Annotated in this window: 26 protein-coding genes; 13 read left to right on the top strand and 13 right to left on the bottom strand. The window is 67.1% G+C overall.

All coding sequences use genetic code 11. The features are described from left to right. Positions 1-11: 11 nt before the first annotated feature. The 12 genes from motB to fliE all read right to left on the bottom strand — a co-directional run bounded on the left by motB (position 12) and on the right by fliE (position 9,812). Positions 12-911 (bottom strand): flagellar motor protein MotB, encoded by a 900-nt coding sequence (motB, locus tag ACWV14_RS08325; RefSeq protein ID WP_454907378.1) that lies wholly within the window; start codon positions 909-911, stop codon positions 12-14. Positions 912-947: 36 nt separating this feature from the next. Continuing rightward, a complete protein-coding gene (gene motA, locus ACWV14_RS08320) occupies positions 948-1,808 on the bottom strand; it encodes a flagellar motor stator protein MotA (RefSeq protein WP_454907379.1) in 861 nt (286 codons plus the stop codon). A gap of 64 nt (positions 1,809-1,872) precedes the next feature. Beyond that, on the bottom strand, positions 1,873-2,460 hold the full coding sequence (flhC, locus tag ACWV14_RS08315; RefSeq protein WP_081271448.1) for a flagellar transcriptional regulator FlhC: 588 nt from the start codon (positions 2,458-2,460) through the stop codon (positions 1,873-1,875). Beyond that, the gene (gene flhD, locus ACWV14_RS08310) at positions 2,457-2,843 is read right to left on the bottom strand and encodes a flagellar transcriptional regulator FlhD (protein ID WP_454907843.1); all 387 of its coding nucleotides are present in this window, start codon (positions 2,841-2,843) and stop codon (positions 2,457-2,459) included. The genes flhC and flhD overlap by 4 nt, the downstream gene beginning before the upstream one ends. A 324-nt stretch (positions 2,844-3,167) precedes the next feature. Continuing rightward, the gene (locus ACWV14_RS08305) at positions 3,168-3,467 is read right to left on the bottom strand and encodes an EscU/YscU/HrcU family type III secretion system export apparatus switch protein (RefSeq protein WP_422085484.1); all 300 of its coding nucleotides are present in this window, start codon (positions 3,465-3,467) and stop codon (positions 3,168-3,170) included. Beyond that, entirely contained in the window at positions 3,464-4,774 is a 1,311-nt protein-coding gene (gene fliK, locus ACWV14_RS08300; protein WP_454907380.1) for a flagellar hook-length control protein FliK, read from the bottom strand. Before fliK ends, ACWV14_RS08305 begins: the two co-directional genes overlap by 4 nt. Before the next feature lie 29 nt (positions 4,775-4,803). Beyond that, positions 4,804-5,136, bottom strand: a complete 333-nt coding sequence (locus ACWV14_RS08295; protein WP_454907381.1) for a flagellar protein FliT — start codon at positions 5,134-5,136, stop codon at positions 4,804-4,806. 40 nt (positions 5,137-5,176) lie between these two features. Continuing rightward, on the bottom strand, positions 5,177-5,596 hold the full coding sequence (gene fliS / locus ACWV14_RS08290) for a flagellar export chaperone FliS (RefSeq protein ID WP_422085481.1): 420 nt from the start codon (positions 5,594-5,596) through the stop codon (positions 5,177-5,179). A 19-nt stretch (positions 5,597-5,615) separates the two neighbouring features. Beyond that, positions 5,616-7,058: a flagellar filament capping protein FliD gene (fliD, locus tag ACWV14_RS08285; RefSeq protein WP_454907382.1), complete on the bottom strand. Its 1,443-nt coding sequence runs from the start codon at positions 7,056-7,058 to the stop codon at positions 5,616-5,618. Between the two features lie 68 nt (positions 7,059-7,126). Further along, on the bottom strand, positions 7,127-7,483 hold the full coding sequence (locus ACWV14_RS08280) for a flagellar protein FlaG (protein WP_422085479.1): 357 nt from the start codon (positions 7,481-7,483) through the stop codon (positions 7,127-7,129). Between the two features lie 173 nt (positions 7,484-7,656). After that, positions 7,657-9,312 carry a FliC/FljB family flagellin gene (locus ACWV14_RS08275; RefSeq protein ID WP_422085478.1) on the bottom strand — a complete coding sequence of 552 codons (1,656 nt, stop codon included), beginning with the start codon at positions 9,310-9,312 and terminating at the stop codon, positions 7,657-7,659. A 179-nt stretch (positions 9,313-9,491) separates the two neighbouring features. After that, positions 9,492-9,812, bottom strand: a complete 321-nt coding sequence (gene fliE, locus ACWV14_RS08270) for a flagellar hook-basal body complex protein FliE (RefSeq protein WP_081271454.1) — start codon at positions 9,810-9,812, stop codon at positions 9,492-9,494. 356 nt (positions 9,813-10,168) lie between these two features. On the opposite strand from fliE, the gene fliF reads away from it, so the two are divergent. The 13 genes from fliF to fliR all read left to right on the top strand — a co-directional run bounded on the left by fliF (position 10,169) and on the right by fliR (position 21,540). Then, positions 10,169-11,905 (top strand): flagellar basal-body MS-ring/collar protein FliF, encoded by a 1,737-nt coding sequence (gene fliF, locus ACWV14_RS08265; protein WP_454907383.1) that lies wholly within the window; start codon positions 10,169-10,171, stop codon positions 11,903-11,905. Then, positions 11,898-12,896 carry a flagellar motor switch protein FliG gene (gene fliG, locus ACWV14_RS08260; protein ID WP_422085476.1) on the top strand — a complete coding sequence of 333 codons (999 nt, stop codon included), beginning with the start codon at positions 11,898-11,900 and terminating at the stop codon, positions 12,894-12,896. Before fliF ends, fliG begins: the two co-directional genes overlap by 8 nt. Then, positions 12,883-13,695: a flagellar assembly protein FliH gene (fliH, locus tag ACWV14_RS08255; protein ID WP_454907384.1), complete on the top strand. Its 813-nt coding sequence runs from the start codon at positions 12,883-12,885 to the stop codon at positions 13,693-13,695. Before fliG ends, fliH begins: the two co-directional genes overlap by 14 nt. A 5-nt stretch (positions 13,696-13,700) precedes the next feature. Then, entirely contained in the window at positions 13,701-15,170 is a 1,470-nt protein-coding gene (gene fliI / locus ACWV14_RS08250; protein WP_454907385.1) for a flagellar protein export ATPase FliI, read from the top strand. Continuing rightward, positions 15,167-15,622: a flagellar export protein FliJ gene (gene fliJ / locus ACWV14_RS08245; protein ID WP_106937127.1), complete on the top strand. Its 456-nt coding sequence runs from the start codon at positions 15,167-15,169 to the stop codon at positions 15,620-15,622. The genes fliI and fliJ overlap by 4 nt, the downstream gene beginning before the upstream one ends. A 16-nt stretch (positions 15,623-15,638) precedes the next feature. After that, on the top strand, positions 15,639-17,066 hold the full coding sequence (locus ACWV14_RS08240; RefSeq protein ID WP_454907386.1) for a flagellar hook-length control protein FliK: 1,428 nt from the start codon (positions 15,639-15,641) through the stop codon (positions 17,064-17,066). 149 nt (positions 17,067-17,215) lie between these two features. Beyond that, complete coding sequence (gene fliL / locus ACWV14_RS08235) at positions 17,216-17,719, top strand: flagellar basal body-associated protein FliL (protein WP_454907387.1); 504 nt, start codon at positions 17,216-17,218, stop codon at positions 17,717-17,719. 30 nt (positions 17,720-17,749) lie between these two features. Beyond that, complete coding sequence (fliM, locus tag ACWV14_RS08230) at positions 17,750-18,754, top strand: flagellar motor switch protein FliM (protein ID WP_454907388.1); 1,005 nt, start codon at positions 17,750-17,752, stop codon at positions 18,752-18,754. Beyond that, positions 18,747-19,199, top strand: coding sequence for a flagellar motor switch protein FliN (fliN, locus tag ACWV14_RS08225; RefSeq protein WP_422085471.1), 453 nt, complete (start codon positions 18,747-18,749; stop codon positions 19,197-19,199). Before fliM ends, fliN begins: the two co-directional genes overlap by 8 nt. Continuing rightward, positions 19,196-19,708: a flagellar biosynthetic protein FliO gene (gene fliO / locus ACWV14_RS08220; protein WP_454907389.1), complete on the top strand. Its 513-nt coding sequence runs from the start codon at positions 19,196-19,198 to the stop codon at positions 19,706-19,708. Before fliN ends, fliO begins: the two co-directional genes overlap by 4 nt. Continuing rightward, entirely contained in the window at positions 19,705-20,463 is a 759-nt protein-coding gene (fliP, locus tag ACWV14_RS08215) for a flagellar type III secretion system pore protein FliP (protein WP_454907390.1), read from the top strand. Before fliO ends, fliP begins: the two co-directional genes overlap by 4 nt. A gap of 13 nt (positions 20,464-20,476) precedes the next feature. Further along, positions 20,477-20,746, top strand: coding sequence for a flagellar biosynthesis protein FliQ (gene fliQ, locus ACWV14_RS08210; protein ID WP_081265887.1), 270 nt, complete (start codon positions 20,477-20,479; stop codon positions 20,744-20,746). 8 nt (positions 20,747-20,754) lie between these two features. Continuing rightward, positions 20,755-21,540 carry a flagellar biosynthetic protein FliR gene (fliR, locus tag ACWV14_RS08205; RefSeq protein ID WP_454907844.1) on the top strand — a complete coding sequence of 262 codons (786 nt, stop codon included), beginning with the start codon at positions 20,755-20,757 and terminating at the stop codon, positions 21,538-21,540. A gap of 15 nt (positions 21,541-21,555) precedes the next feature. Here fliR and ACWV14_RS08200 read toward each other — a convergent pair whose 3' ends face one another. Next, entirely contained in the window at positions 21,556-22,608 is a 1,053-nt protein-coding gene (locus ACWV14_RS08200; RefSeq protein ID WP_454907391.1) for a DUF1444 family protein, read from the bottom strand. Positions 22,609-22,697: the final 89 nt, after the last annotated feature.

Here is a 22,697-nt window from a genome sequence, read left to right as displayed (position 1 = left end):
TGTCTGCGTTGTTATTCCGTCGTCGCCACGGCCTTGGGCGCACTGTTCGCGGCAGGCAGCTTGCCGACACGCGTGCTGCTGCCGCCGTCGCTGCTGTTCTCGCGCTCGATGCGTTCCTGGGTCTTGTGGTTGAGCAGGATGATGCTGATGCGCCGGTTGATCGGGTTGCGCGGGTCGGCGCGGTCCAGGTGCATGCTGTCGGCCAGGCCGATCACGCGCAGCACCTTGCCCTCGACCATGCCGCCGGACACGAGCTCGCGGCGCGAGGCGTTGGCGCGGTCGGCCGACAGCTCCCAGTTGCCGTAGGTCTTGTCGTTGGTGTAGACGATGGCGTCGGTGTGGCCCGACAGCGTCAGCTTGTTGGGCAGGCCGTTGAGCACCGGTGCCAGCTCGCGCAGGATGGCGCGCATGTGCGGCACCACGCGGGCGCTGGCCAGCTCGAACATCGGGCGGTTCTCCGTGTCGACGATCTGCAGGCGCAACCCCTCGGTGGTGATGTCGATCAGGATCTGAGAGCGGAACTGCTGGAACACCGGGCTCTTCTCGATCAGCTCGTCGAGCTGCTTCTTCATCGCGGCCAGGCGGCTCGCGTCGGCTTCTTCCTCGGCGTCGGACTGCTTGACCTCACCCTCGACATGCATCACGTCGGCGCCGCCGCCGGGGATCATGCTGGTGCTCAGGCTGGACTTGTCGCCGCCATGCATCGCCACGCGCAGCGGCATGCGGAAGTGCTCGGCAATGCCTTCGCGCTGCTTGGGGCTCGATATGGACAGCAGCCACATGACCAGGAAGAAAGCCATCATGGCCGTCATGAAGTCGGCATACGCGATCTTCCAGCCGCCACCATGATGGCCGCCGCCCCCGCCCTTGTGGACGTGCTTGATGATGATCTGGGGCTTGCCTTCGCTCATGGTCGCTCGCTTGTTCGCTCTTCTCTCGGCGGGGCGTCAGCGCGCCTTGACCTCGCGGACGTGGTCGTCCAGCTCGGTGAACGATGGGCGCTCCGTCGAGAAAAGCACCTTGCGGCCGAACTCCACCGCAAGCTGCGGCGCGTAGCCATTGAGGCTGGCCAGCAGCGTGACCTTGGCGCACTGGTAGATCTTCATGCCCTCTTCCACCTTCTGTTCGACCAGCGTGGCCAGCGGCGACACGAAGCCGTACGCCAGCAGCACGCCCAGGAAGGTGCCGACCATCGCGTGGGCAATGAGCGCGCCCATTTCCGAAGGCGGCAGGTCGGCCGAGGCGAGCGCGTGCACCACGCCCATCACGGCGGCGACGATGCCCAGCGCGGGCAACGCGTCGGCCACGCGCGAGAGGCTGTGGCCGGGCACTTCGGCCTCGTGGCGGATGGTCTCGATCTCGTGGTCCATGAGCGCCTCGATCTCGTGCGCGTCGGTGTTGCCGCTGATGACCAGGCGCAGGTAGTCGCACAGGAAGACGGTGACGCCCTCGTGCGCAATGATGTTCGGATAGCGCAGGAAGATTTCGCTCGAGCCCGGGTCCTCGACGTCGGCCTCCAGCTTCATCATGCCCTCCTTGCGGGCCTTGGCGAGCAGCTCGTACAGCAGCGCCAGCAGGTCCATGTAGAGCTGGCGGTTGTGCTTGGAGGAGCGCAGCAGGAGCGGCAGTTCCTTGATGGTCGCCTTGATGGTCTTGCCGTTGTTGCCTGCAATGAAGGCACCCAGCGCGGAGCCGCCGATCATGAGCAACTCCACTGGCTGGAACAGGACGCCGAAGTGCCCGCCCATGAGGCCATAGCCCCCGAACACGGCACCGATCACCACGAGATATCCAACCAGAACCAGCACGCGCTTCCCCTATCGCCCTCGGGCGTCAAACCAAAAACCCCACGCCGTGGCGCAGGGTGCTTACCTAGACCGCGCCCCCGATGTCCAGCACCGGCCCCACGGAGATCAATCCGCCCCGCCGCACCTCGGCGACCTTGGGCTTTCGTGCCTTGCCCGCGCGCGAAGGCGGACGGCACAGGACACACACATAACCGTTCTTGTTGTCGTGCGCATGCGCCACGAAGTGGCCGCCGCACCGGCAGCAGGTGCTCAGCTGCAGCATGTCGCTGTCGAAGAAGCGCACCATCGTCTCGGCGCGGGTGAAGTCGAGCACCACCTCGCCGCCCTGCGAGCCGACCTGCTCGGTGTAGAGGCGGTAGGCCTTGATGAGCGCGGGCAACTCGCTCTCGTCCGCCTCGTCGAGCATGAAGCGGTAGATGTTGTAGAACATCGACGAGTGGATGTTGGCCAGCCAGGTCATGTACCAGTCGGTAGAGAACGGCAGCAGGCCCTTGGGCGGCGAGACGCCCTTGAGTTCCTTGTACAGGCGGATCAAGCGTTCCCGGCTCAACGCGACGGCAGCTTCCAGGAACTGCAAGCGGGCACCCAGCCCGATCAGCTCGACCGCGAGCTGCACCTCTCGGACTTCGCCAAGGACGCTCTTGCGGGTCATGCGGCCGCCGCTCCAGGTTCGCGCATCTGCGATGCCGACCCCACTTGCGACTGCGCCTGGCGCGCCGCCATCAGGATCGACATGTGCGCCTGCTGCAGCGCGGGCTCCTTGCCCTCACCGACCACCGCGAACATCGGGCGGTCATCCAGCCGGAAGCTGCACAACAGGAAGTTGGATGCAGCCAGCTTGACGATCTGGCTGAGCGACATGTTCGCCAGCAAATCGGCGAGCTCGCGCCCCACTCCGAGGCGAAACATGGCCTCTGCCCGGTCTTGTTTGACCAGCTTCTGGGCAAGCAGCATATAGGCCAGATTAATCTCGCCGATTTCTTTCGAAATCACACCGTTTGCACTGGGATTGCAATTTTCCACGTCTATTTCCATTTCCGATTTCACGTCCACTTCGTGCTCCAATCAATCGTGTATACATTATATACACAAAGTTTTACACTTTGAAGTATCTGCTAAGAATCTCGGCAAAAAATGTAGGAAAAATCTGACAAGGGGGAAGGGACTCTCCCTCGTACAGAGGGGGAATCCGCGCTGATGCAAGTGATTCTCAGCATTGAAACCACTTGTTACCGAAGGCCCTTTTCGTCAATAATTTATTCATCTTGCAAATCGTATTGAGAAATACTATTACATGTGTAACATGTGAAATTGCAGTTAATTATTTGAATGCTGTATATCTTCATGCATTCGAATAGATTAGGTTTTCAATTGGTGTCCGGGGTGTGACTCCCCCTGGCCTTCCAAGCCATAGATCCATGCCATCACTTCGGCAACCGCGCGATAGAGCTGCGGCGGGATCTGCTGGTCGAGATTGACCTGCATCAGGAGCTTCACGAGGTCCGCGGACGCGTGCACATACAGCCCGTTCTCGCGCGCCTCCCGCATGATCGATTCGGCGACCACGCCATAGCCCTTGGCCACGACGACGGGTGCCTTGGTCTTGTCCGCATAGGACAGCGCGACCGCGCTGTTCCGGTTGGCGGGCGCGCCGTTCATGCATAGGCCTTCGCCGTGACCTGCAACTGCTGCAGCTGCAGGCCGGCGGCCTCGAAACGCTGGGTCAGCCGGCCGGCGTCGCCTCGCAGGCGCGCCATGGTGTCGGCCTCGCGGGCTGACAGGTGTGCCTGCACGCTGGCGCCGGTCAGGCTCAGGCGCAGGTCGACCTCGCCCAGGCGCGGCAGCACCAGCGACACGGTGGTCGACCAGCGGCGCGTGGCCTCGTCTTCCGGAGCCGCGCCGCCATGTGCGTCGGACTGCCGTTGCTCTTCCTCGATCGACCACGACATCGGCACATCGGGCCAGGCCTGTCCGCTCCAGCGGAAATTGGCGCTGGCCAGCAAATCGAGCTGCTGGTGCACGAGCGCCACCGCTTGCGGATGTATCACTTCGGCACTGTTCGCGCTGCGCGATGCAAGCGGGGCGCCCGGGCTGTCGGATTGGCGTGCTGCAGCTTCCGCCTGGCTCGCGCGATGCGCCTGAATGGCGTCGGCAGTCAAAGCTTCAGGCTGGCGATAGGCCGCCTGCACACGCGCGACATCGGCAGACGGCGCACCGTCGGCCGCGCCGGAAGCGTCGCTCATGCCGGGCATACCAGAAGGTGCGGAACTACCTGGATTCGGCCTGGCATCGGGCGCCGCAGCCGTGGCGGGCGCATTCGGCACCACCGCGCCAGGAACGGCGGCCGAAGTTTGTGCCACTGCGGCAGCAGCGGGTGCTCCGGCAGCCGTCGTCATCGCAGGCGCCATCTCAGGCATGTCGGCCAGCACAGCCTGCGCCACGGCAGCCGCGGCCGCCGGCCTCGCGGCAGCCAGCGGCACGGACCACTTTGCCTGCGGCTCCTGCGCCATCTGCGCCAGCGAGCGTCCGCCCGCGGCGAACTCCGCAAGGTGCGACTCGTAGAAGAGCCCGCTGTTCGACACCGTCTGCGCCAGCGTGCCTGCCAGCGCCTGAGCGCTCGCGGGCTGCCGGCCCGCCGACAACGGCGCGGCGCCGCGCACCGGCCCCGGTTCCGCCTGCAGGTCTGCCAGCACAGCGCCAATGACACGCGCCGCCAGCGAAAGCTGCGTCGCGGCCGAAGGCCCCGCCCCTGAAGACGCATGCGCCGCTCCGCCCGAGCCCCCGGCCGGAATCTGCCGGTCGAGCGCCGCGTTGGAGGGCAGCCGCACATCGTTCGCGACCTTGCCGACCGCAATAGCCGGGCCCGGAGCACCGATGGCGGTCTCGGGCTTGATGCCAAGCACGTCCAGTCGCGGCGTCAGCCGCGCGGCAAGCAATGCATCGACAAGTCCGGCAAGTGCACTCATGGTCGCGACGCTTCTTTCTCAGGCAGCCATCAGTGCGTCAGCCCGTAGGCCCTGCCCAGATTCTTCTGCTGGCTGAGATAGCCCATGCGGCTGATGAGCTCGTCGAGCTGCGGCTTGATCAGGTCCGACACCTCGGTCTGCTCGACGCGGATGCGGTCGAGCAGATACAGAACCCGCTCGACTTCCACCGCCTCCAGCGTCCCTGTGGACTCGATGACCCTGAGCCGGTCGACGATGGCCGAGCAACGGGCCTCGAGCTCGGGCAGGCGGCCCCAATCCTTGTCGCGTGCGAGTTCCAGCATCAAAGAGACGCTGGAGGCAAGCTCCTCGTAGCAATGAACGATCTCACTCCGGACTACCATCTTTTTCCTGTCTTTCCCTGTCTGCAATTGCTTTCGCGGATCAGCCGCGAGCCCGGTCATCGATTTCCCGCCAGGCGGAAGCGATGTTCTCGAGCAACCGGTCGGCCTCGTCCAGGGACTGCACGTCGTTGTGCAGGTTGGCCCGGAACAGACGCTGGACGATGTAGTCGTACAGCGCCGACAGGTTGCCCACGAGTTCGGCACCGGCCTCGCCGGCTGCCTGCGCATCGAGTCCGGCCTTCAGGCCGTTGTCCACGATGCCGATGGCCTTCGAGATCGCCTTGCCCTTGGCTTCGATCTCGCCGGCCGCCATGTGATACCTGGCCATGCCGATGGCGGTCTTGGCGCCGTCGAAGAGCATGACGATGAGCTGGTGCGGCGACGCGCTCATCACGCTCGTTTCCACGCCGACGCGTGCGTAGGCACCGGCGCCGGTGCGCATGTTGTGGGACGTGTACATCTGCTGGTGCTCCGGATGCTTACTTGCTGCTGCTCGACATTGCCTCGAACTGCTGCGTGAGGTAGTTCTTGGTGTTGTTCAGGCTGTTGATCAGCACGTCGAGCTGGTTGAACTGCTTGCGGTAGCGGTCGACCGTGGCGTCCACGCGCACTTGCATCGCGTCGTACTGGTCGTCGAGCTTCTTGATCGTCGAGGTCACGCCGTCGCTGGCCACCTTCAGGGCGTTGGCGTTGAGGTCGGTCACGATCGCGTCGATCTGCTTGCCGTAGCCGCCAGTGCTGCCGGTGGCGCTGGAGAACAGGTTGGCCACGCCCTTCAGGTTGCCGGCCAGGGCCTTGTCGAGCTTGTCGGAGTCCACGGCCAGGGTGCCGTCCTTCTGGAAGGCCACGCCGATCTCGGTGAGCACCTTCATGTCGTTGGCGCCGCCGGCCTGCGGCGTGGTGAGCGCCTGGCGGATGCGCGTCTGCAGGTTGCGCAGCGTGCTGTCGCCCACCAGCGCGGCGGCCGTCTTGGTGTCGGCGTCGTAGGCGGTCAGCGTCTTGGCGGTGCTCTGCAGGCTATTGTAGGCCTTCACGAAATCGTTGATCGCCGTCTTCACGCCGGCCGAGTTCTCCTTCATCGCCAGGCCGGTCTTGCCGGTGCCCACCAGCGTCAGCGTGGTGCCCTGGATGGCGTCCTTCACGGTATTGGTCGCGCTGGTAACGTCGATGCCGTTGACGTTGAGCTTGGCGTTCTGCGCCGCTGCCGTCTGCTTCAGGTTCTGCGTGCCGGCCGGGTCGTTGTTCAGCAGGCTCTGCAGCGCCGCGTCGCCGTCCACCGAAATGCGCATGCTCGACTTCTCGCCGGTCGCCGAGGAGGTCAGCACCAGGCGGTTGGGCGTGCCGCTGCCGTCATTCACGATGGCGGCCGTCACGCCCGCATTGGCGTCATTGATCGCCTTGCGGATGCCTTCCAGTGTGTTGTTGCTCGAATCGATGGTGATCGACTTGGCGGGCTGGCTCGCGTCCGCGGCGAAGGTGGCGCCGGTGTACTGGCCGGTCGTGGCGTTGAGCGTGCCGCCCGTGATGGCGCCGAAGTCGATGGTGATCTTGCCGCTGCCGATGGCGGTCTTCGAATCGGCCTGGCCAGCGCTGACCAGCGTCTGTGCCTGCGCGAGCTGCCCCACGTCGATGGTGTAGTTGCCGGCCGAGCTCACGTCGGTGGAAGACGCGGACAGGATGCCGCTGATCGTGGGCGTGCCGGTCACGCTCTGGAACAGCGTCGGGTCGCCCAGCTTCTTGGCGGCCGCCTGCAGCGTGCTCAGCGCGCTCTGGATCGTGCCGTAGGCGGACAGCTTGCTCGTGTAGCTCTTGGCCTTGGCCTGCAACGCCACCAGGGGCTGGCTCTCGGCTGTCTCGAGTTTCGTGAGCAAGGTTGCGAGGTCGAGATTGGCGCCGACGCCGAGGCTGCTGATGGTTGCCATTTGAATGCTTTCCTGTCCTGTATTTGAGAGTGCTGCCGCTGGCGAGTGAAGAACCGCGTGTCGCGGCCTCAGGCCGCGTGGTCCACCAGCAGGCCCTTGCCGTCGCTCATCAGCTTCGCGATGCGCACGACTTCTTCATTGGGGATCTGGCGGATGACCTCGCCGCTGGCGCGGTCCACCACCTTGACGATGACCTTGTCGGTGTCCTGGTCGACCTCGAACTGCAAGCCCACTTCGCGCAGCTCGAGGGCCGCATTCACCTGGCGCACCGCGTGCTCCACCTGCACCGGCGTCGCGTCTTCCTTCGCGTCGTCCTTCTCGGCCGTGGCCGCGCCGCGCGCGCCGGCGCCCGCAACGCCGCCGATGAGCAGTTGCGTCCACTGGCTGTCTTTCACGGAATTCGCCGGCACGGGGTTCAACATCATTTCCACCTTGTCTTGCTGGGTTCGCTGTCCTCTGCGGCCTCGCCTGTCGGGGCATGGCCGCAGAGGACAGCGCAGGCGGCTCCGGCTTGCTCCGGTTGCCTGCGCCCACCGGACCCCACCCTTTCGGGAGGGGCCCGGCATTTCCTTGCTACTGACTAACTAGACCCTGTCGATCAACGCAGGAGCGACAGCACGCCTTGCGTGGTCTGGTTGGCCTGCGACAGCACCGAGGTACCTGCTTGCTGCAGGATCTGGGCGCGCGTCATGTTCGACACTTCAACCGCGTAGTCGGCGTCTTCGATGCGCGAACGCGACGAGGACAGGTTGGTCACCGTGGTGCCGAGGTTGGCGATCACCGAGTCGAAACGGTTCTGCACCGCGCCCAGCGAGCCGCGCAGCGTGTCGACCTTGGCCAGGGCCGCGTCCAGGGCAGCCAGCGGGTCCACCGTCTTGGTGCCCTTGCTGGTCGTGTCCGTGGTCAGCTTGCCGGCCGAGTTGATGTATGCCGTAGCGCCGACTTGGGCAGCGTACTTGCCGGTACCGGTCGTCGAGGCAACGGTCACTTCGCCGTTGACTGCGTTGACGGCGTAGTCGGTGGTGTACGACGCGGTCTTGGTCATTGCCTTGTCGTTGTCCATGTACGTGTCGCTGGACAGGCCACCGGCCGCAGCGAACGTCACAGTCGAGGCGAAGATGCCTTGGCCGAGGTTGACCGTGGAAGCAGCGCCGGCAACGGCGGTCTTGACGTCGTCCTTCGACACCGTCTTGGTGTACGTGAAGCCGGAGTTGGCGCCGGCAGCGAAGTTGTAGGTCGTGCCGTTGAGCTTGATGCTCGAAGCGCCGGCGCCGGTGTCGGCACCGCCGAACAGCGTTGCTGCGGTGGCTGCCGGAGGAGCGCCGACGTTGTTGGTCGTCAGGTTGCCACCGGAGATGTAGGCAGCCTGGCCGCCGATCGTGATCGCGCCTGCGCTGTCGACTTCGAAGTTGGTGGAGCCCGAGGCGCCCGTGAAGGTACCGGTGAACTTGTTGCCGGCCGTCGGCAGCAGCGTCGCGGCGAAAGCCGTGGTGGGGCCGCCGGTGGCGACCGTGGCGGTCGTGGTGAAGTTGCCGGCGGTTGCGTCGTACTTGTAGGTGGTCGTGCCCACGACGGCGGTGTTGCCGTCTTGCATGGCGTCGACTGCCTGCTCGGCCGTCACCTTGGCGAAGCTGGTCGTCACGGTGTAGGGGCCCGTGCCGGTAGCGCCGGCCTTGGTCAGGTCGTTGACGTTGGCCTTGGTGTTGGCCGACACGCCCTTGCCGTTGACGTTGAAGCCGTCCAGGCCCAGGGTCTTGGCGCTGATTTCCTGCAGGTCGATGTCGATGGTTTCGCCATCGTTCGCGCCGACTTGCACGGTCAGCTTGCCGGCGTTGGCCGACAGAACCTTGACGCCGTTGAACTGGGTCTGGTTCGACACGCGGTTGATTTCGTCCAGGCGCTGGGTGATTTCACCCTGGATCGAGTCGAGGTCGGTTGCCGAGTTCGTGCCCGTGCCGGCTTGCACCGACAGTTCGCGGATGCGCTGCAGGTTGTTGTTGACTTCGGTCAGTGCGCCTTCGGTCGTTTGAGCGATCGAGATGCCGTCGTTGGCGTTGCGCGTTGCTTGCGTCAGGCCCTTGATGTTGGCCGTGAAGCGGTTGGCGATGGCCTGGCCGGCTGCATCGTCCTTGGCGCTGTTGATGCGCATGCCCGACGACAGGCGGCCGATGGCGCTGTTCAGTGCCGCTTGCGACTTGTTCAGGTTGTTCTGCGTGAGCAGAGAAAGGCTGTTCGTGTTGATGACTTGCGCCATGTTCGACTCCTGATTGATGAAAAAAGGTTGTGGACTCCGGCTTTCGGCCGTAACGCTGGACCCGCTTCCACTGTGAGACTCAAGCCATCGTTGATTTGGTTATCGGCCGGAGCTTTCAAACATTTAGGGCGGCGTACAAAAAAGTTCCCGGTGCCGCCGGGAGCCACAACCCCCTCTCATCAGGCCTGCAGGCTCATCACCTCCTGGTAGGCGCCCACCAGGCGGTTGCGCACCTGCAAACCAGTCTGGAACGCCACGTTGGCCTTCTGCAGGTCGACCATCACGTCGTTGAGCGCCACGCCGGGCTTGCCCATTTCGAAGGACTCGGCCTGCGCATAGGCGCCTTGCTGGGCGTTGCTGATGTTGGCGAGCGAGCGCTTGAGCTCCGCGGCGAAGCCGCCACCGGCCTCGGCGGGCGCGGCGCTCGCGGGCGCGATGCCCGTATTGAGCGCGGTGACGCGCATCTGCTGCAGGACGGATTCGATGGCGCTGATCGACATGGGTTTTCTTCCTCTTTGAACACTTCTGCGTGACTTGACAAGGAGGGGCCCAAGCCCCTCGGCCTGCACGCAGCGTATCAAGGGAAGACCCGGATTCAAGCGCCCAACTGAGGGCAAAAACCCCGGCTGTTCGACCGATCGAATTCCTTGCGTCTGTTGACAATCGTTCGCGAAACGACAAGGCCGCGGACGACATCACCGGCCATCCGGAATGACATCTCAACACCGAATTTCTTCTCTCGACATGGCTTTCGACCTCAGCGGCCGCCCGGCCATGACCAAGGTGCCCGCATGAGCGCAGCGCCGGGCCGCCCCAAGCAAGCTCGCACCGCAGTGCGCAGCACGAAGGTACTCTCATGAGCACGGCGGCACCCGCCGGCGAGCTGCCGGCGGCCGGCAACGGCCTGCCACCGATCCTGGAACGCCTTCGCGCGCAGCCGAAGCTGCCGCTGATCGTCGGCGGCGCGGCCCTGGTGGCCGCGGCCGCCGCGTTCGTGCTGTGGAGCCGCGCGCCCGACTACAAGGTGCTCTATACCAATGTGTCGGACCGCGACGGCGGCGCGATCATCGCGTCGCTGCAGCAGATGAACGTTCCCTACAAGTTCGCCGAAGGCGGCGGCGCGATCCTGATCGCCGGGGACAAGGTCGCGGAAACGCGTCTCAAGCTCGCGGCCCAGGGCCTGCCCAAGGCCGGCGGCGTCGGCTTCGAACTGATGGACAACCAGAAGTTCGGCACCAGCCAGTTCGCCGAGCAGATCAACTACCAGCGCGGCCTGGAAGGCGAGCTGGCGCGCTCCATCGAATCCATCGGCAGCATCGAATCGGCCCGGGTTCACCTGGCGCTGCCCAAGCCCTCGCTGTTCGTGCGCGACCAGAAGAAGCCTTCGGCCTCCGTGGTGCTGAACCTGATGCGCGGGCGCAGCATCGACGAAGGCCAGGTCAGCGCCATCGTGCACATGGTCTCCAGCAGCGTGCCCGACCTGGACGCCAAGAGCGTGACCGTGGTCGACCAGCGCGGCAACCTGCTGTCTTCCGCGCGCGGCACCGAGCGCGGGCTGGACGTGAGCCAGCTCAAGTACGCGCAGGAGATCGAGCAGAACTACATCCGCCGCATCGAGGCCATCCTGCAACCCATCGTGGGTGCGAACAACGTGCGCGCCCAGGTGGCGGCCGACATCGACTTCTCGGTGGTCGAGCACACCGACGAGAAATACAAGCCCAACCAGGACCCGTCGCAGGCAGCCGTGCGCAGCCAGCAGTCGAGCGAGTCGGCGCAGCACAACGGCGCCCTGCCCGGCGGCGTGCCCGGCGCCCTGACCAACCAGCCGCCGGTGAACCCGACGGCCCCCATCGTCGGCCCGCGCGCGCCCAACGCCCCCGGCACGCCGCCGCCCGGAACGCCTGGCGCGCCCGGAACCCCCGGCGCACAAGGTGCGACCGCCGCCTCCACCGCGGGCGCGGCCACGGGCCCGAGCAGCACCCGCAAGGACACCACCACCAACTACGAACTCGACCGCACCATCCGTCACGTGCAGCAGGCCGCCGGCGGCGTGAAGCGGCTGTCGGTCGCGGTGGTCGTGAACAACCGCGACGCGGTCGATGCCGCCGGCAAGACCAGCAGCCGCGCTCTCACGCCCGCCGAGCTGGAGCAGATCCGCAACCTGGCCAAGGAAGCCATGGGCTTCAGCCAGGACCGCGGCGACTCGCTCAACGTGGTCAACAGCGCCTTTGCCCGCGACCCCGACAGCGGTCCCGCACCCGAAGTGCCGTTCTGGCGCGACCGCGAGAACATCGAGATCGGCAAGACGGTGGGCCAGTACCTGCTGTATGCGCTGCTCGCGCTGTTCGCCTGGCTGGCCGTGCTGCGGCCGCTGACGCGCCGCCATGCGCCCGCCGCGCCGGTACCGGCCCCCGTGGCCGCCGCCGAGCCGGCAGCCGAGCCCGACCCCAACAAGCCGTCGGCCGAGGAAAGCCTGCGTGAACGCGAGGCCAGCCGCAAGAAGGCCGACATGGACTATGCCCACCAGCTCGCCGACAAGGATCCGAAGCTGGTGGCCGCCCTGATCCAGCACTGGATGAACACCGATGAGTAGCGAACTGGGAACCCGCAAGAGCGCCATCTTGCTGATGGCGCTGGGCGAAGACCGCGCGGCCGCCGCACTGCACCAGATGCCCACCTCCGAGGTGCAGGCACTGGGCCTGGCGATGTCCAAGCTGACCTCCGTCTCCAAGGAGGAGCTGGCGTCGGTGCTGGCCGAGTTCCGCGAGGAGACCGAGCAGCTGTCGGCCCTGCACCTGGGCTCGACCAGCTACATCCGCGCCGTGCTGAAGAAGGCACTGGGCGACGACCGCGCCAGCAACCTGCTGGAAGACATCCTGCAGCCCGACGAGCCGCGCGGCGGCATCGAGCGGCTCAACGAACTCGAGGCCGGCGAGGTGGCCGAGCTCATCCGCGACGAGCATCCGCAGATCCTCGCGACGCTGGTGGTGCACCTGGACCGCATGAAGGCTTCCGAAGTGCTGGAGAAGCTGCCCACGCGCCTGCGCCACGACGTGATCATGCGCGTGGCCACGCTCGGCGGCGTGCAGCCCTCCGCGCTGAAGGAACTGACCGACGTGCTGACAGAAATGCTCGCGGGCCAGGGCGTGCGACGCAGCCGCCTGGGCGGCGTGCGCGCGGCGGCCGAGATCGTCAACCTGATGAGCACCGCGGTCGAAGAAGAAGCCATCGCCCACGTACGCGAAAAGGACGAGGCACTGGCACAGCGCATCGTCGACGAGATGTTCGTGTTCGAGAACCTCCTGGGCCTGGAAGACCGCAGCATCCAGCGCCTGCTCAAGGACATCGAGTCCGACTCGCTCATCATCGCGCTCAAGGGCGCGCCGATGGAGCTGCGCGACAAGTTCCTCAACAACATGTCGCAACGCGCAGCCGAGACGCTGCGCGAGGACATGGAATTGCGCGGCCCCGTGCGCGTCTCGCAGGTCGAGACCGAACAGAAGGCCATCCTGCAGGTCGCCCGCCGTCTGGCGGAGGCCGGCGAAATCGTGATTGCGGCGCCTGGCACCGATGACTTCGTCTGACACCACCCGCGCGTTCGGCGAATCGCGCGAACGCCTCGCCGCCATCCAGGCCGCCGCGCGCCACGCGGCCGCCGCCGGCGTGCCCGCGCTCTCGGCCTGGGAACGATGGGAAATGGGCACGCTCGACGGCGGCAAGACGCCCGACAGGCGCAAGGCCACCGAGCGCAACGGACACGGCAATGCCAACGGCAGCGCCCTGCCGCCACCCGCGCCGCCGCCCGCCCCCAAGATCGACCTGGCCGAGCTGGCCCGCATCCGCAAGGACGCACGCGCCGCCGGCGAGGCCGAGGGCCGCGCCGCGGGGCTGGCCGAAGGCCGCAAGGTCGGCCACACCGAAGGCCTGGCGACCGGCCTCGCCGCCGCCAGCGTGCATGCGGAACGCCTGCGCGCGCTGGCGCAGTCGCTGCCCGATGCCCTGCACCGCGCCGAAAGCGAACTGGCCGAGACCGTGCTGGCGCTTGCGCTCGACGTGGCGCGCCAGGTGGTGCACCGCACGCTGAAGACCGAGCCCGAATGGGTGCTGCCGGTGGTGCGCGACCTGCTCAACACCGAGCCTGCGCTGCGTGGCGAACCGCGCCTGCTGCTGCACCCCGACGACGTCGCGCTGGTGAGAAACAGCCTGGGCGAGGAGATCGAGGCTGCCGGCTGGCAGATGCGCGCCGACGACCACATCGAACGCGGCGGCTGCCGCGTGCAGTCCGCCAACGGCGAACTCGACGGCACGCTGCAGACCCGCTGGAAGCGCGTGGCCGCAGCCGTGCGGGGCACGGGCGACGACGGCGAGGCAGAGGCCTTCTGAGCGCCATGCAGACTGCCACCCCCGCCAACCCTCATCTGCAGACAGTGCGCGCTGCGCTGGAAAAGGCGCGCGGCAATGTCGCGCGCTGCGAAACCACCACCGCCTCCGGCCGCCTCACGCGCGCCGTCGGGCTGGTGCTCGAAGCGGTCGGCCTGCAGCTGCCCGTGGGCAGCGATTGCCTGATCGAGCTGCCGCCCGGCAATGCGCAGCGCTATGCCGAGGCCGAAGTCGTGGGCTTCGCGGGCGACCGCCTGTTCCTGATGTCACAGACCGAAGTGGCGGGCCTGCTGCCCGGCGCGCGCGTGTTCGCGCGGCCCGGCGCAACGGAGCCCGGCACCAGCGGCGACGCCCACACCAAGCGCCTGCCGGTGGGCGAAGGCATGCTCGGGCGCGTGGTCGACGCGGCCGGCCGCCCGCTCGACGGGCTCGGCCCGCTCGACGTGGCGCGCAAGGTGCCGCTGAGTTCGCCACCCATCAACCCGCTGTCGCGCGCACCGATCGATTCGGTGCTCGACGTCGGCGTGCGCGCCATCAACGCCATGCTCACCGTCGGCCGCGGCCAGCGCATGGGCCTGTTCGCCGGCTCCGGCGTGGGCAAGAGTGTGCTGCTGGGCATGATGGCGCGCTACACCAGCGCCGAAGTCATCGTGGTCGGCCTGATCGGCGAGCGCGGGCGCGAGGTGAAGGACTTCATCGAGAACACGCTGGGCGAGGAAGGCCTGGCGCGCGCCGTGGTGGTTGCGGCGCCGGCCGACAACTCGCCGCTGCTGCGCCTGCAGGGCGCGGCCTACGCCACCTGCCTGGCCGAGTACTTCCGCGACCGCGGCAAGGACGTGCTGCTCATCATGGACTCGCTCACCCGCTATGCGATGGCGCAGCGCGAGATCGCGCTGGCCGTGGGCGAGCCGCCTGCCACCAAGGGCTATCCGCCTTCGGTGTTCGCACGGCTGCCCGCGCTGGTGGAGCGCGCCGGCAACGGCTCGCGCGACGCACAGGGCCGCGGGGGCTCCATCACCGCCTTCTATACGGTGCTGTCCGAAGGCGACGACCAGCAGGACCCGATTGCCGACTCGGCGCGCGCCATACTGGACGGGCACGTGGTGCTCTCGCGCACGCTGGCCGAGGCCGGGCACTACCCGGCCATCGACATCGAGGCCTCCATCAGCCGCGCCATGACTGCGCTGATCCCGTCCTCGCAGTTCGACACGGTGCGCCGCTTCAAGCAGATGCTGTCGCGCTACCAGCGCAACCGCGACCTGATCAGCGTGGGCGCCTACGCGCCCGGCCACGACCTGCAGCTGGACAAGGCGATCGCGATGTACCCACGCATCGAGGCCTTCCTGCAGCAGTCGATGGACGAACGCACGGGCTATGAAGACGCGATCGCGCAGCTCGAGCACCTCTTCGCGCCCGAGCCCGCGTCCACGCAAGGCTTCGATCCCAGGACATCCAACACCAAGAAGTTCCAGACATGACACGCAAGCTCCCCCTCGGCATGCTGATCGACCTGGCGCACACGCAGACTGACGATGCTGCGCGGCGCCTGGGCGCCCTGCAGAGCGCACACCTCAACGCCAGCCAGAAGCTGGAACTGCTGCTGCAGTACCGGCAGGACTACCACGACCAGCTCGACGCGCTGATGCGCGGCGGCCTGCCCTCTTCGCAGTGGCGCAACTACCGCAACTTCCTCGGCACGCTGGACGGCGCCATCGAGCAGCAGCGCGCCATCGCCGCGCAGACCGAGACCCGGCTCGACAACGGCCGCACCGACTGGCAGCACCAGAAGCGCCGCCTGAGTTCGTTCGACACCCTGGCCGAGCGCGTGCGCATGCAGGAGCTGATGGCCGAGGCCAAGCGCGAGCAGCGCGACAGCGACGAACGCGCGGCGCGCAAGTTCTTCGACCGCGCATCGCACCCGACCCTTTGAATTTCCAGGAACCGACATGCCACCCATGATCACGCCCTCCGTCGTCGCCAACGGGTCTTCGGCGCCTTCTTCGGCCGCCCAGGCAGGCCAGCGAGGCCGTGGCGCGGACGACACGCAAGGCGCCAGCTTCGGCGCCGCGCTCGACCGCTCGCGGGCCGGCAACCGCAATGCCGCCGCCACGCCGCAGAACGGCGCCGCGCCGGCCACCGACATCGCCTCCGCCGACCGCAAGGCCGCGCGCAGGCCCGGCATCGACGACGACACCAGGGACGCCCCGCTGCCGGCCGACCCGAATCTCGCGTTCCTGGCGCCGGCGCACACGCCGCTGCACGCGCTGACGCTGGCGGGACGTGCCAGCGCGCAGGCCGCGCGCGGCGCCGATGCCTCCGCCACGGCCACCGTCGCGGGCGCTACCGATGCTGCGCTGGAAACCGCCGTGCAGGACCCGCTGGCCAAGCCGCTGCCCGACGGCGCCGCACTGGGCGCCGACGCCAAGGCCGCGCCCGACGCCGCGAAGACCGCCGATCTCCAGGCCGCGGCCAGGGACGCCGCCGCCAAGCCCGGCACGCCAGCCAGCCAACCGGCTGCCGACGCCGCACCGGCCACGCCGCTGCACGACATCGCCAGCGCGGCCGTCGCGGCGCAGACGATCGCCGTGGGCGCCACCAAGCCCGCCACGGCTGCAGGCGCCCCGACCGGCACAGCGGCTTCGGGCCGCGCCTCCGCGCGCACCACCGCGAGCGCCACCACGGCCGAGCAGCTGGCCGGCGCTGCGCAATCGAAGGCTTCCACCGAAGACACCAAGGCCGCCGCGCTGCCCGTGGCTGCGACGGCCGCTGCCACCGGCGGCGACGACGCTGCGTCCACCACAACGCCCATCGCCGTGCAGCAACCCGCCACGGTGACGGCCTCGGCCGAACGCAGCGCCGATGCCAGCCAGGCCACGCGCCCAGGCGCGCACACCATCGCCCCCGAAGTCGGCAGCGAGAAGTGGGCACCGGCCCTCGGCCAGCAACTGGCGCGCATGAGCACCACCGGCCATCACACGGCCGAACTCAACCTCAACCCCGCCGGGCTCGGTCCGCTGAAGGTCACGCTGTCGATCGGCGACAACCAGGCGCAGGCCATGTTCGTGTCGGCCCATGAAAGCGTGCGCAAGGCCGTCGAGGCCGCGCTGCCGCAGCTGCGCAATTCGCTCTCCGAACAGGGCATCACGCTGGGCCAGACCTCCGTCGGCGCGGAAACCCGCCAACCCTTCGGCCAGGACGCGGCCTTCGCGCAGCAGAACCAGCAACAGCAGCAGCAATCCGCCCGCCAGCAAGGCGCGCCGGCCTACCCCGGCGCCGGCCGTGCAGGCAACAGCGTGGTGGCCGAGCCCGTGGCGCCCGCACGCGCCAGCCTTGCCAGCAACACCGCGCGCTCGGGAGTCGACACCTTCGCCTGAGGCGACAACCCATACCTGCCCCCGCCCGCGGCGGCGCCCTCAACGGTGCTGCGCAATGAACGGATGTGAAGCGTCTTTTCGCGCTTGTTCGGCCGTTCATCCAGGAGGGACTTCGCAAAGAATAGATCGGACAAGTTAAACGCTTCACCATGGCTACCTCCTCTTCCGCCGCCAACGCCATTCCCGCCGAACCGGGCCCACGCCGCTCCTCGAAGCTGATGATCGGGCTGCTGCTCGCCGTCGGCCTCATCGCCGTGGGCGCCGCCGCCTACGTGTTCGTTCCCCGCTTCATGGGCACGCCCGCCACCGCCGAAACCGCCAAGGCGCCGGTGCCCGAGAAGCCGATCTTCCTGACGCTCGATCCGCTGACCGTCAACCTGCAGTCCGAGGGCCGCGGCCGCTTCCTGCAGATCGGCATGGCGCTGCGTGTGCGCGACGAGCAGACCAAGGCCCAGCTCGTCGAGTTCATGCCCGAGGTGCGAAGCCGGCTGCTGATGCTGCTGTCGAACCGCGCGCCCGACTCCGTCGTCTCGCCGGAAGACAAGGCCAGGCTGGCCGAGGAGATCCGCAAGGCGCTGAGCACACCGCTGAGCGCCGGCGCGCCCGAACTGGGCATTGCCAGCGTCTCGTTCAACACGTTCGTCGTGCAGTGACGACCACCCTTTCCTCCAGACAAGCGACCCATGGCGTATGAACAGGTGCTTTCCCAGGACGAGGTCGATGCCCTCCTGCAAGGCGTCACCGGCGGAGACATCGACCAGTCGTCGGCCCCGCCGCCCCCGCCCAAGGACGGCCTGCCGGCCTACGACCTCGGCGCGCCCGACCGCGTGGTGCGCAACCGCATGCACACGCTGGAGGTCATCAACGACCGCTTCGCGCGCGGCCTGCGCGGTGCGCTGCTGAACTTCATGCGCCGCAGCCCCGACATCTCGGTGGGGCAGGTCCAGATCCAGCAGTTCGGCGAGTTCGTGCGGCACCTTCCGGTGCCCGCGAACATCAACATGATCCACATGAAGCCGCTGCGCGGCACGGCCCTCTTCGTGTTCGACCCGAAGCTGGTGTTCCTTGTGGTGGACAACCTCTTCGGCAGCGACGGCCGCTACCACGTGCGCGTGGAAGGCCGCGACTTCACGCGCACCGAGCAGCGCATCATCAAGCGCCTGCTCGACATTTCGCTGCAGTGCTACGGCGAGGCGTGGCAACCCGTGTTCCCGCTGGACTTCGACTACGTGCGCGCCGAGATGCACGGCAAGCTCGCCAACATCGTGGCGCCCAACGAGGTGGTGATCAACACCACGCTGCAGATCGAGTTCGGCCCCATCGGTGGCTTCCTGCACGTGTGCCTGCCCTACTCGATGATCGAGCCGATCCGCGACCTGCTGTCCAACCCGATCCAGGACGAGGTCGAGATCGACAAGCGCTGGGTCAAGCAGATGTCGCGCCAGATGCAGGCCGCAGACGTCGAGCTGGTGGCCGACTTCGTGACCATGCCCTCGACGCTGGGCGAAGTCATGAAGCTGCGGGTCGGCGACGTGATTCCCATCGAGCTGCCCGAGACCGTCGTCGCCAAGGTCGGCGGCGTGCCGGTGATGGAGTGCGGCTACGGCACCTCCAACGAGCGCTACGCACTGCGCGTGCAACAAATGATCTCCCACCAAGACAGCGATTTGAAGAACGACCATGACTGACAACAACTCTTCCGCCAGCAGCGACGCGGACGACTGGGCCGCCGCCCTGGCCGAGCAAACGGCCGCCACCGCGCCCGCACCGGTGCCCGAGGCAGCAGCCGCGGCCGTGGCCCCCGCCACCGCGCAGGTCTTCCAGCAGATCCAGGACACGCCCGCCGCCGCGAACCCGGGCGCCGGCCCCGTGGACATCGCGCGCGTGCTCGACGTGCCGGTGCAGCTGACCGCAGAGATCGGCCGCACCCGCATCACCATCAAGAACCTGCTGCAGCTGTCGCAGGGCTCGGTGGTCGAGCTCGACGGCCTGGCCGGCCAGCCGCTGGACGTGCTGATCAACGGCTACCTCATCGCGCAAGGCGAAGTGGTGGTGGTGAACGAGAAGTACGGCATCCGCCTGACCGACATCGTCACCCCCTCCGAGCGCATGCAGAAGCTCGCCCGCTCATGAACCTGCGCCGGCACCTGCCTGCATGGGGTTCGGCGGCGCCGGCCCTGCTGCTGCCATTCCTGCTCTGCGCACAGGCCGCGCGGGCCGCGCTGCCCACCGTGCCTTCGCCCACGCACGAAGCCGCTTCGGCCGCGCCGTCGGCCGTCGGTGCCGGCAGCCTGCTGCAGGCCGGCTTCGGCATGGCGGTGGTGGTCGGGCTGATCTTCCTGTGCGCCTGGCTCGCGCGCCGCTTCGGGCTGCAGCGCCTGGGCGGCGGCCAGCATGTGAAGGTGGTGTCCAGCGCCATGGTCGGCCAGCGCGAACGCGTGGTCGTGATCGAGGTTGCAGACACCTGGGTGGTGCTCGGCGTCACCGCGAACCAGGTGAACACGCTGCACACCCTGCCGGCCCAGACCGCCCCATCGGACAGCCATGCCGCCGCGTCGCCCGCCGGCGCCCACGGCCCCGTCGAACTCTTTGCCCGCAAGCTGCGCGAATCCCTCTCGGGCAAGGCGCACTCCGCTCCATGACGCCTCCCGCTTTGCGCCGCGGCCTGCGTGCCGCGTTGTTGCTGCTCGCCGCCACGCTGCCCCTGGCCGCCTGGACCCAGGGCCTGCCCGGCCTCACCAGCACCCCCGGCCCCGCCGGCAGCCAGACCTGGTCGCTGAGCGTGCAGACGCTGGTGCTGCTGACCTCGCTCACCTTCCTGCCCGCGCTGCTGCTGTCGATGACCAGCTTCACGCGCATCCTGATCGTGCTCGGCCTGCTGCGCACCGCCATCGGCACGCAGACATCGCCGCCCAACCAGATCCTGGTGGGGTTGTCGCTGTTCCTTACCTTCTTCGTGATGTCGCCGGTATTCGACAAGGCCTACACCGAGGCCTACCAGCCCTTCGCCGAGAACAAGATCAGCGCCGAAAAAGCGCTGGAGCGCGGCATCGCCCCCTTCAAGACCTTCATGCTCAAGCAGACCCGCGAGACCGACCTGGCCCTGTTCGCCCGGCTCGCCAAGGTGCCCGAGATGCAGGGACCGGAAGACGTGCCGCTGCGCATACTGCTGCCGTCCTTCGTCATCAGCGAGCTGAAGACCGCCTTTCAGATCGGCTTCACCATCTTCATACCGTTCCTCATCATCGACCTGGTGGTGGCCAGCGTGCTCATGTCGATGGGCATGATGATGGTGCCGCCCGCGTCCATCGCGCTGCCCTTCAAGCTGATGCTCTTCGTGCTGGCCGACGGCTGGCAGCTGATGATCGGCGCGCTCGCGCAAAGCTTCTATCTCTAGGCAGGACCGCCACATGACCCCCGAATCAGTCATGACCATGGGCCATCGGGCCATGGAAATCTCGCTGCTGCTGGGCGCGCCGCTGCTGCTGGTGGCGCTCGTCATCGGCCTCATCGTCAGCATCTTTCAGGCGGCCACGCAGATCAACGAGGCCACCCTTTCCTTCATTCCCAAGCTGCTCGCCGTGTTCGCGACGCTGGTCATCGCCGGGCCTTGGATGCTCGACCGCATGCTCGACTACATGCGCGCGCTGTTCGCCGGCATCCCGCAGATGCTGGCGTGACGCCTTCGATCTTTTCCGTCACTTCGGGCCAGCTCGAGGGCTGGGTGGTGGCCTTCCTGTGGCCCTTCGTGCGCATGCTCGCGCTGGTGAGCACCGCGCCGATCTTCGCGGAATCGTGGGTGCCGAGGCAGGTCAAGGTGGGCATCGCCGCCATGCTCACACTGGTGATCTCGCCGCTCATCGGCCCGTTTCCGGCGGTGCCCGTGGTGTCCGCCGGCGGCCTGTGGATCATCGTGCAGCAGGTGCTCATCGGCGTGGCCATGGGCTTCACCATGCGGATGGTGTTCACCGCCGTACTGGCGGCGGGCGAATACATCGGCCTGCAGATGGGCCTGTCGTTCGCGTCCTTCTACGACCCCATGAGCCGCGGCAGCACCATGGTGATCTCGCGACTGCTGAACATGCTGGCGACGCTGATCTTCCTCGCGCTCGACGGGCACCTGCTGATCGTGAACGCGCTGGCCGAGAGCTTCAACACGCTGCCCATCTCGGACGGGCCGATGGTGGCGGGAGGATGGATGTTCCTGGTGCTGGCAGGAGGAGAGATCTTCACCAGCGGGCTGCTGCTGTCGCTGCCGCTCATCACCGCGCTGCTCACGCTGAACCTGGCAATGGGCATCCTGAACCGCGCGTCGCCTCAGTTCAGCATCTTCGCTGTGGGCTTCCCGCTCACCCTGCTGGCGGGCATCTTCATGCTGCAGCTGCTGATGCCGAACCTGGCGGCGTTCCTGGAGCCGCGGTTCGCGCAGGGGATTGCGAACATGCTGCGGTTCACGCAGGGGCTGCGGCCTTGAGCTTCGGCTGCTGCGCTACGCGCCTTCCATCGCTTGCCAGCGGCCGCTTCTTCTGATCAGCAGGAGCGGGCTCAGCAGGTGATCGCCGGCGCTCGTCACCCGCGCCGCAATCTGCCGGAGTTGTGCAACGCCGGTGGCCGAACCCGCATCGCAGAATGCGCAAATGTCGCGCGCCGGCACGGTAACGACCACATCCTGGTGGTACTGGGATTTCAGCGTTTGGTCCCACAGTTCGTCCAGCAGCAACAGGCTGGCCTCGAACTGCCCGCCCATCACCAGGCCCGAATAATCACCCTGATTGCGCAGCGATAGACCCGGCGCGCTGTTCACGAGCGCCGCAAGGTTCTGCAGGCCGACCTGGTGCAGGGCATCAACCGAAAGATTCGCTTCCTGCAGATCTCGGGAATTCACGTAAGCGTAGTGCCGACCCTCGTCGACGAGATAGAAAACGGCGAACAAACCCTGCGTTGCGCGAACCACGGGCTGGTCGTCTTCAGACTCTGCAACGCCCGGATGGCTCACCCGAACACGAAGGCGGTTGCCGTCCGACGAGGCGGGCATTGCGACGACTTGCTTGATACAGGCGATGGCGCGCAGGGTTCGCGCCGAGCCCTTTGCCCTGTTGTCACCGACAGCGGACGCCTTGGCTGGCTCTGCCCTGGTAGGCGCCGTCGAAGCGGAAGTTTCACGCGCGGCAGCGCGCTCGCGGGCACGCTTATGCGCCTCCCTCGCCGCGCGGCCATTGCTTGCGGAGCCAGTCTGCGCAACGGCAGTCCGCGCGAGCTTCAAGAAATAGATAAGCGGCGCAAGCTGAATCAGCGGCATGAACGCCATGAAGAAACTCAGCAGGGTGACCACTCCATTGATGTTCCGCGCTCGAGCGACGTCCCGGATAGCCATTGATCCACCAATCCAGGCGATGAGGAAACCAACGAGGAATACGCGCTCCCTGCTGGCCGCCGCACCAATGACCGCCAGAACTGCGGATGCCGCGGCAACCCAGAGCACCACGTGCGCCAGGCGCAGATCCGAGCCGGTTGAAAAGACTTCGCCGTCCGCGTCTTGCATGAATCTCCCTCCCTCGGGATAACTGTTGTTTCTTTGGCTTGCGGCAGCCGGGCCTGCGTCACGCCGCCGTTTGAGTTTTGAGGATGGCA

It is taken from the genome of Variovorax durovernensis, assembly GCF_977011995.1.
This window is presented reverse-complemented; position numbering and strand designations above follow the sequence as displayed.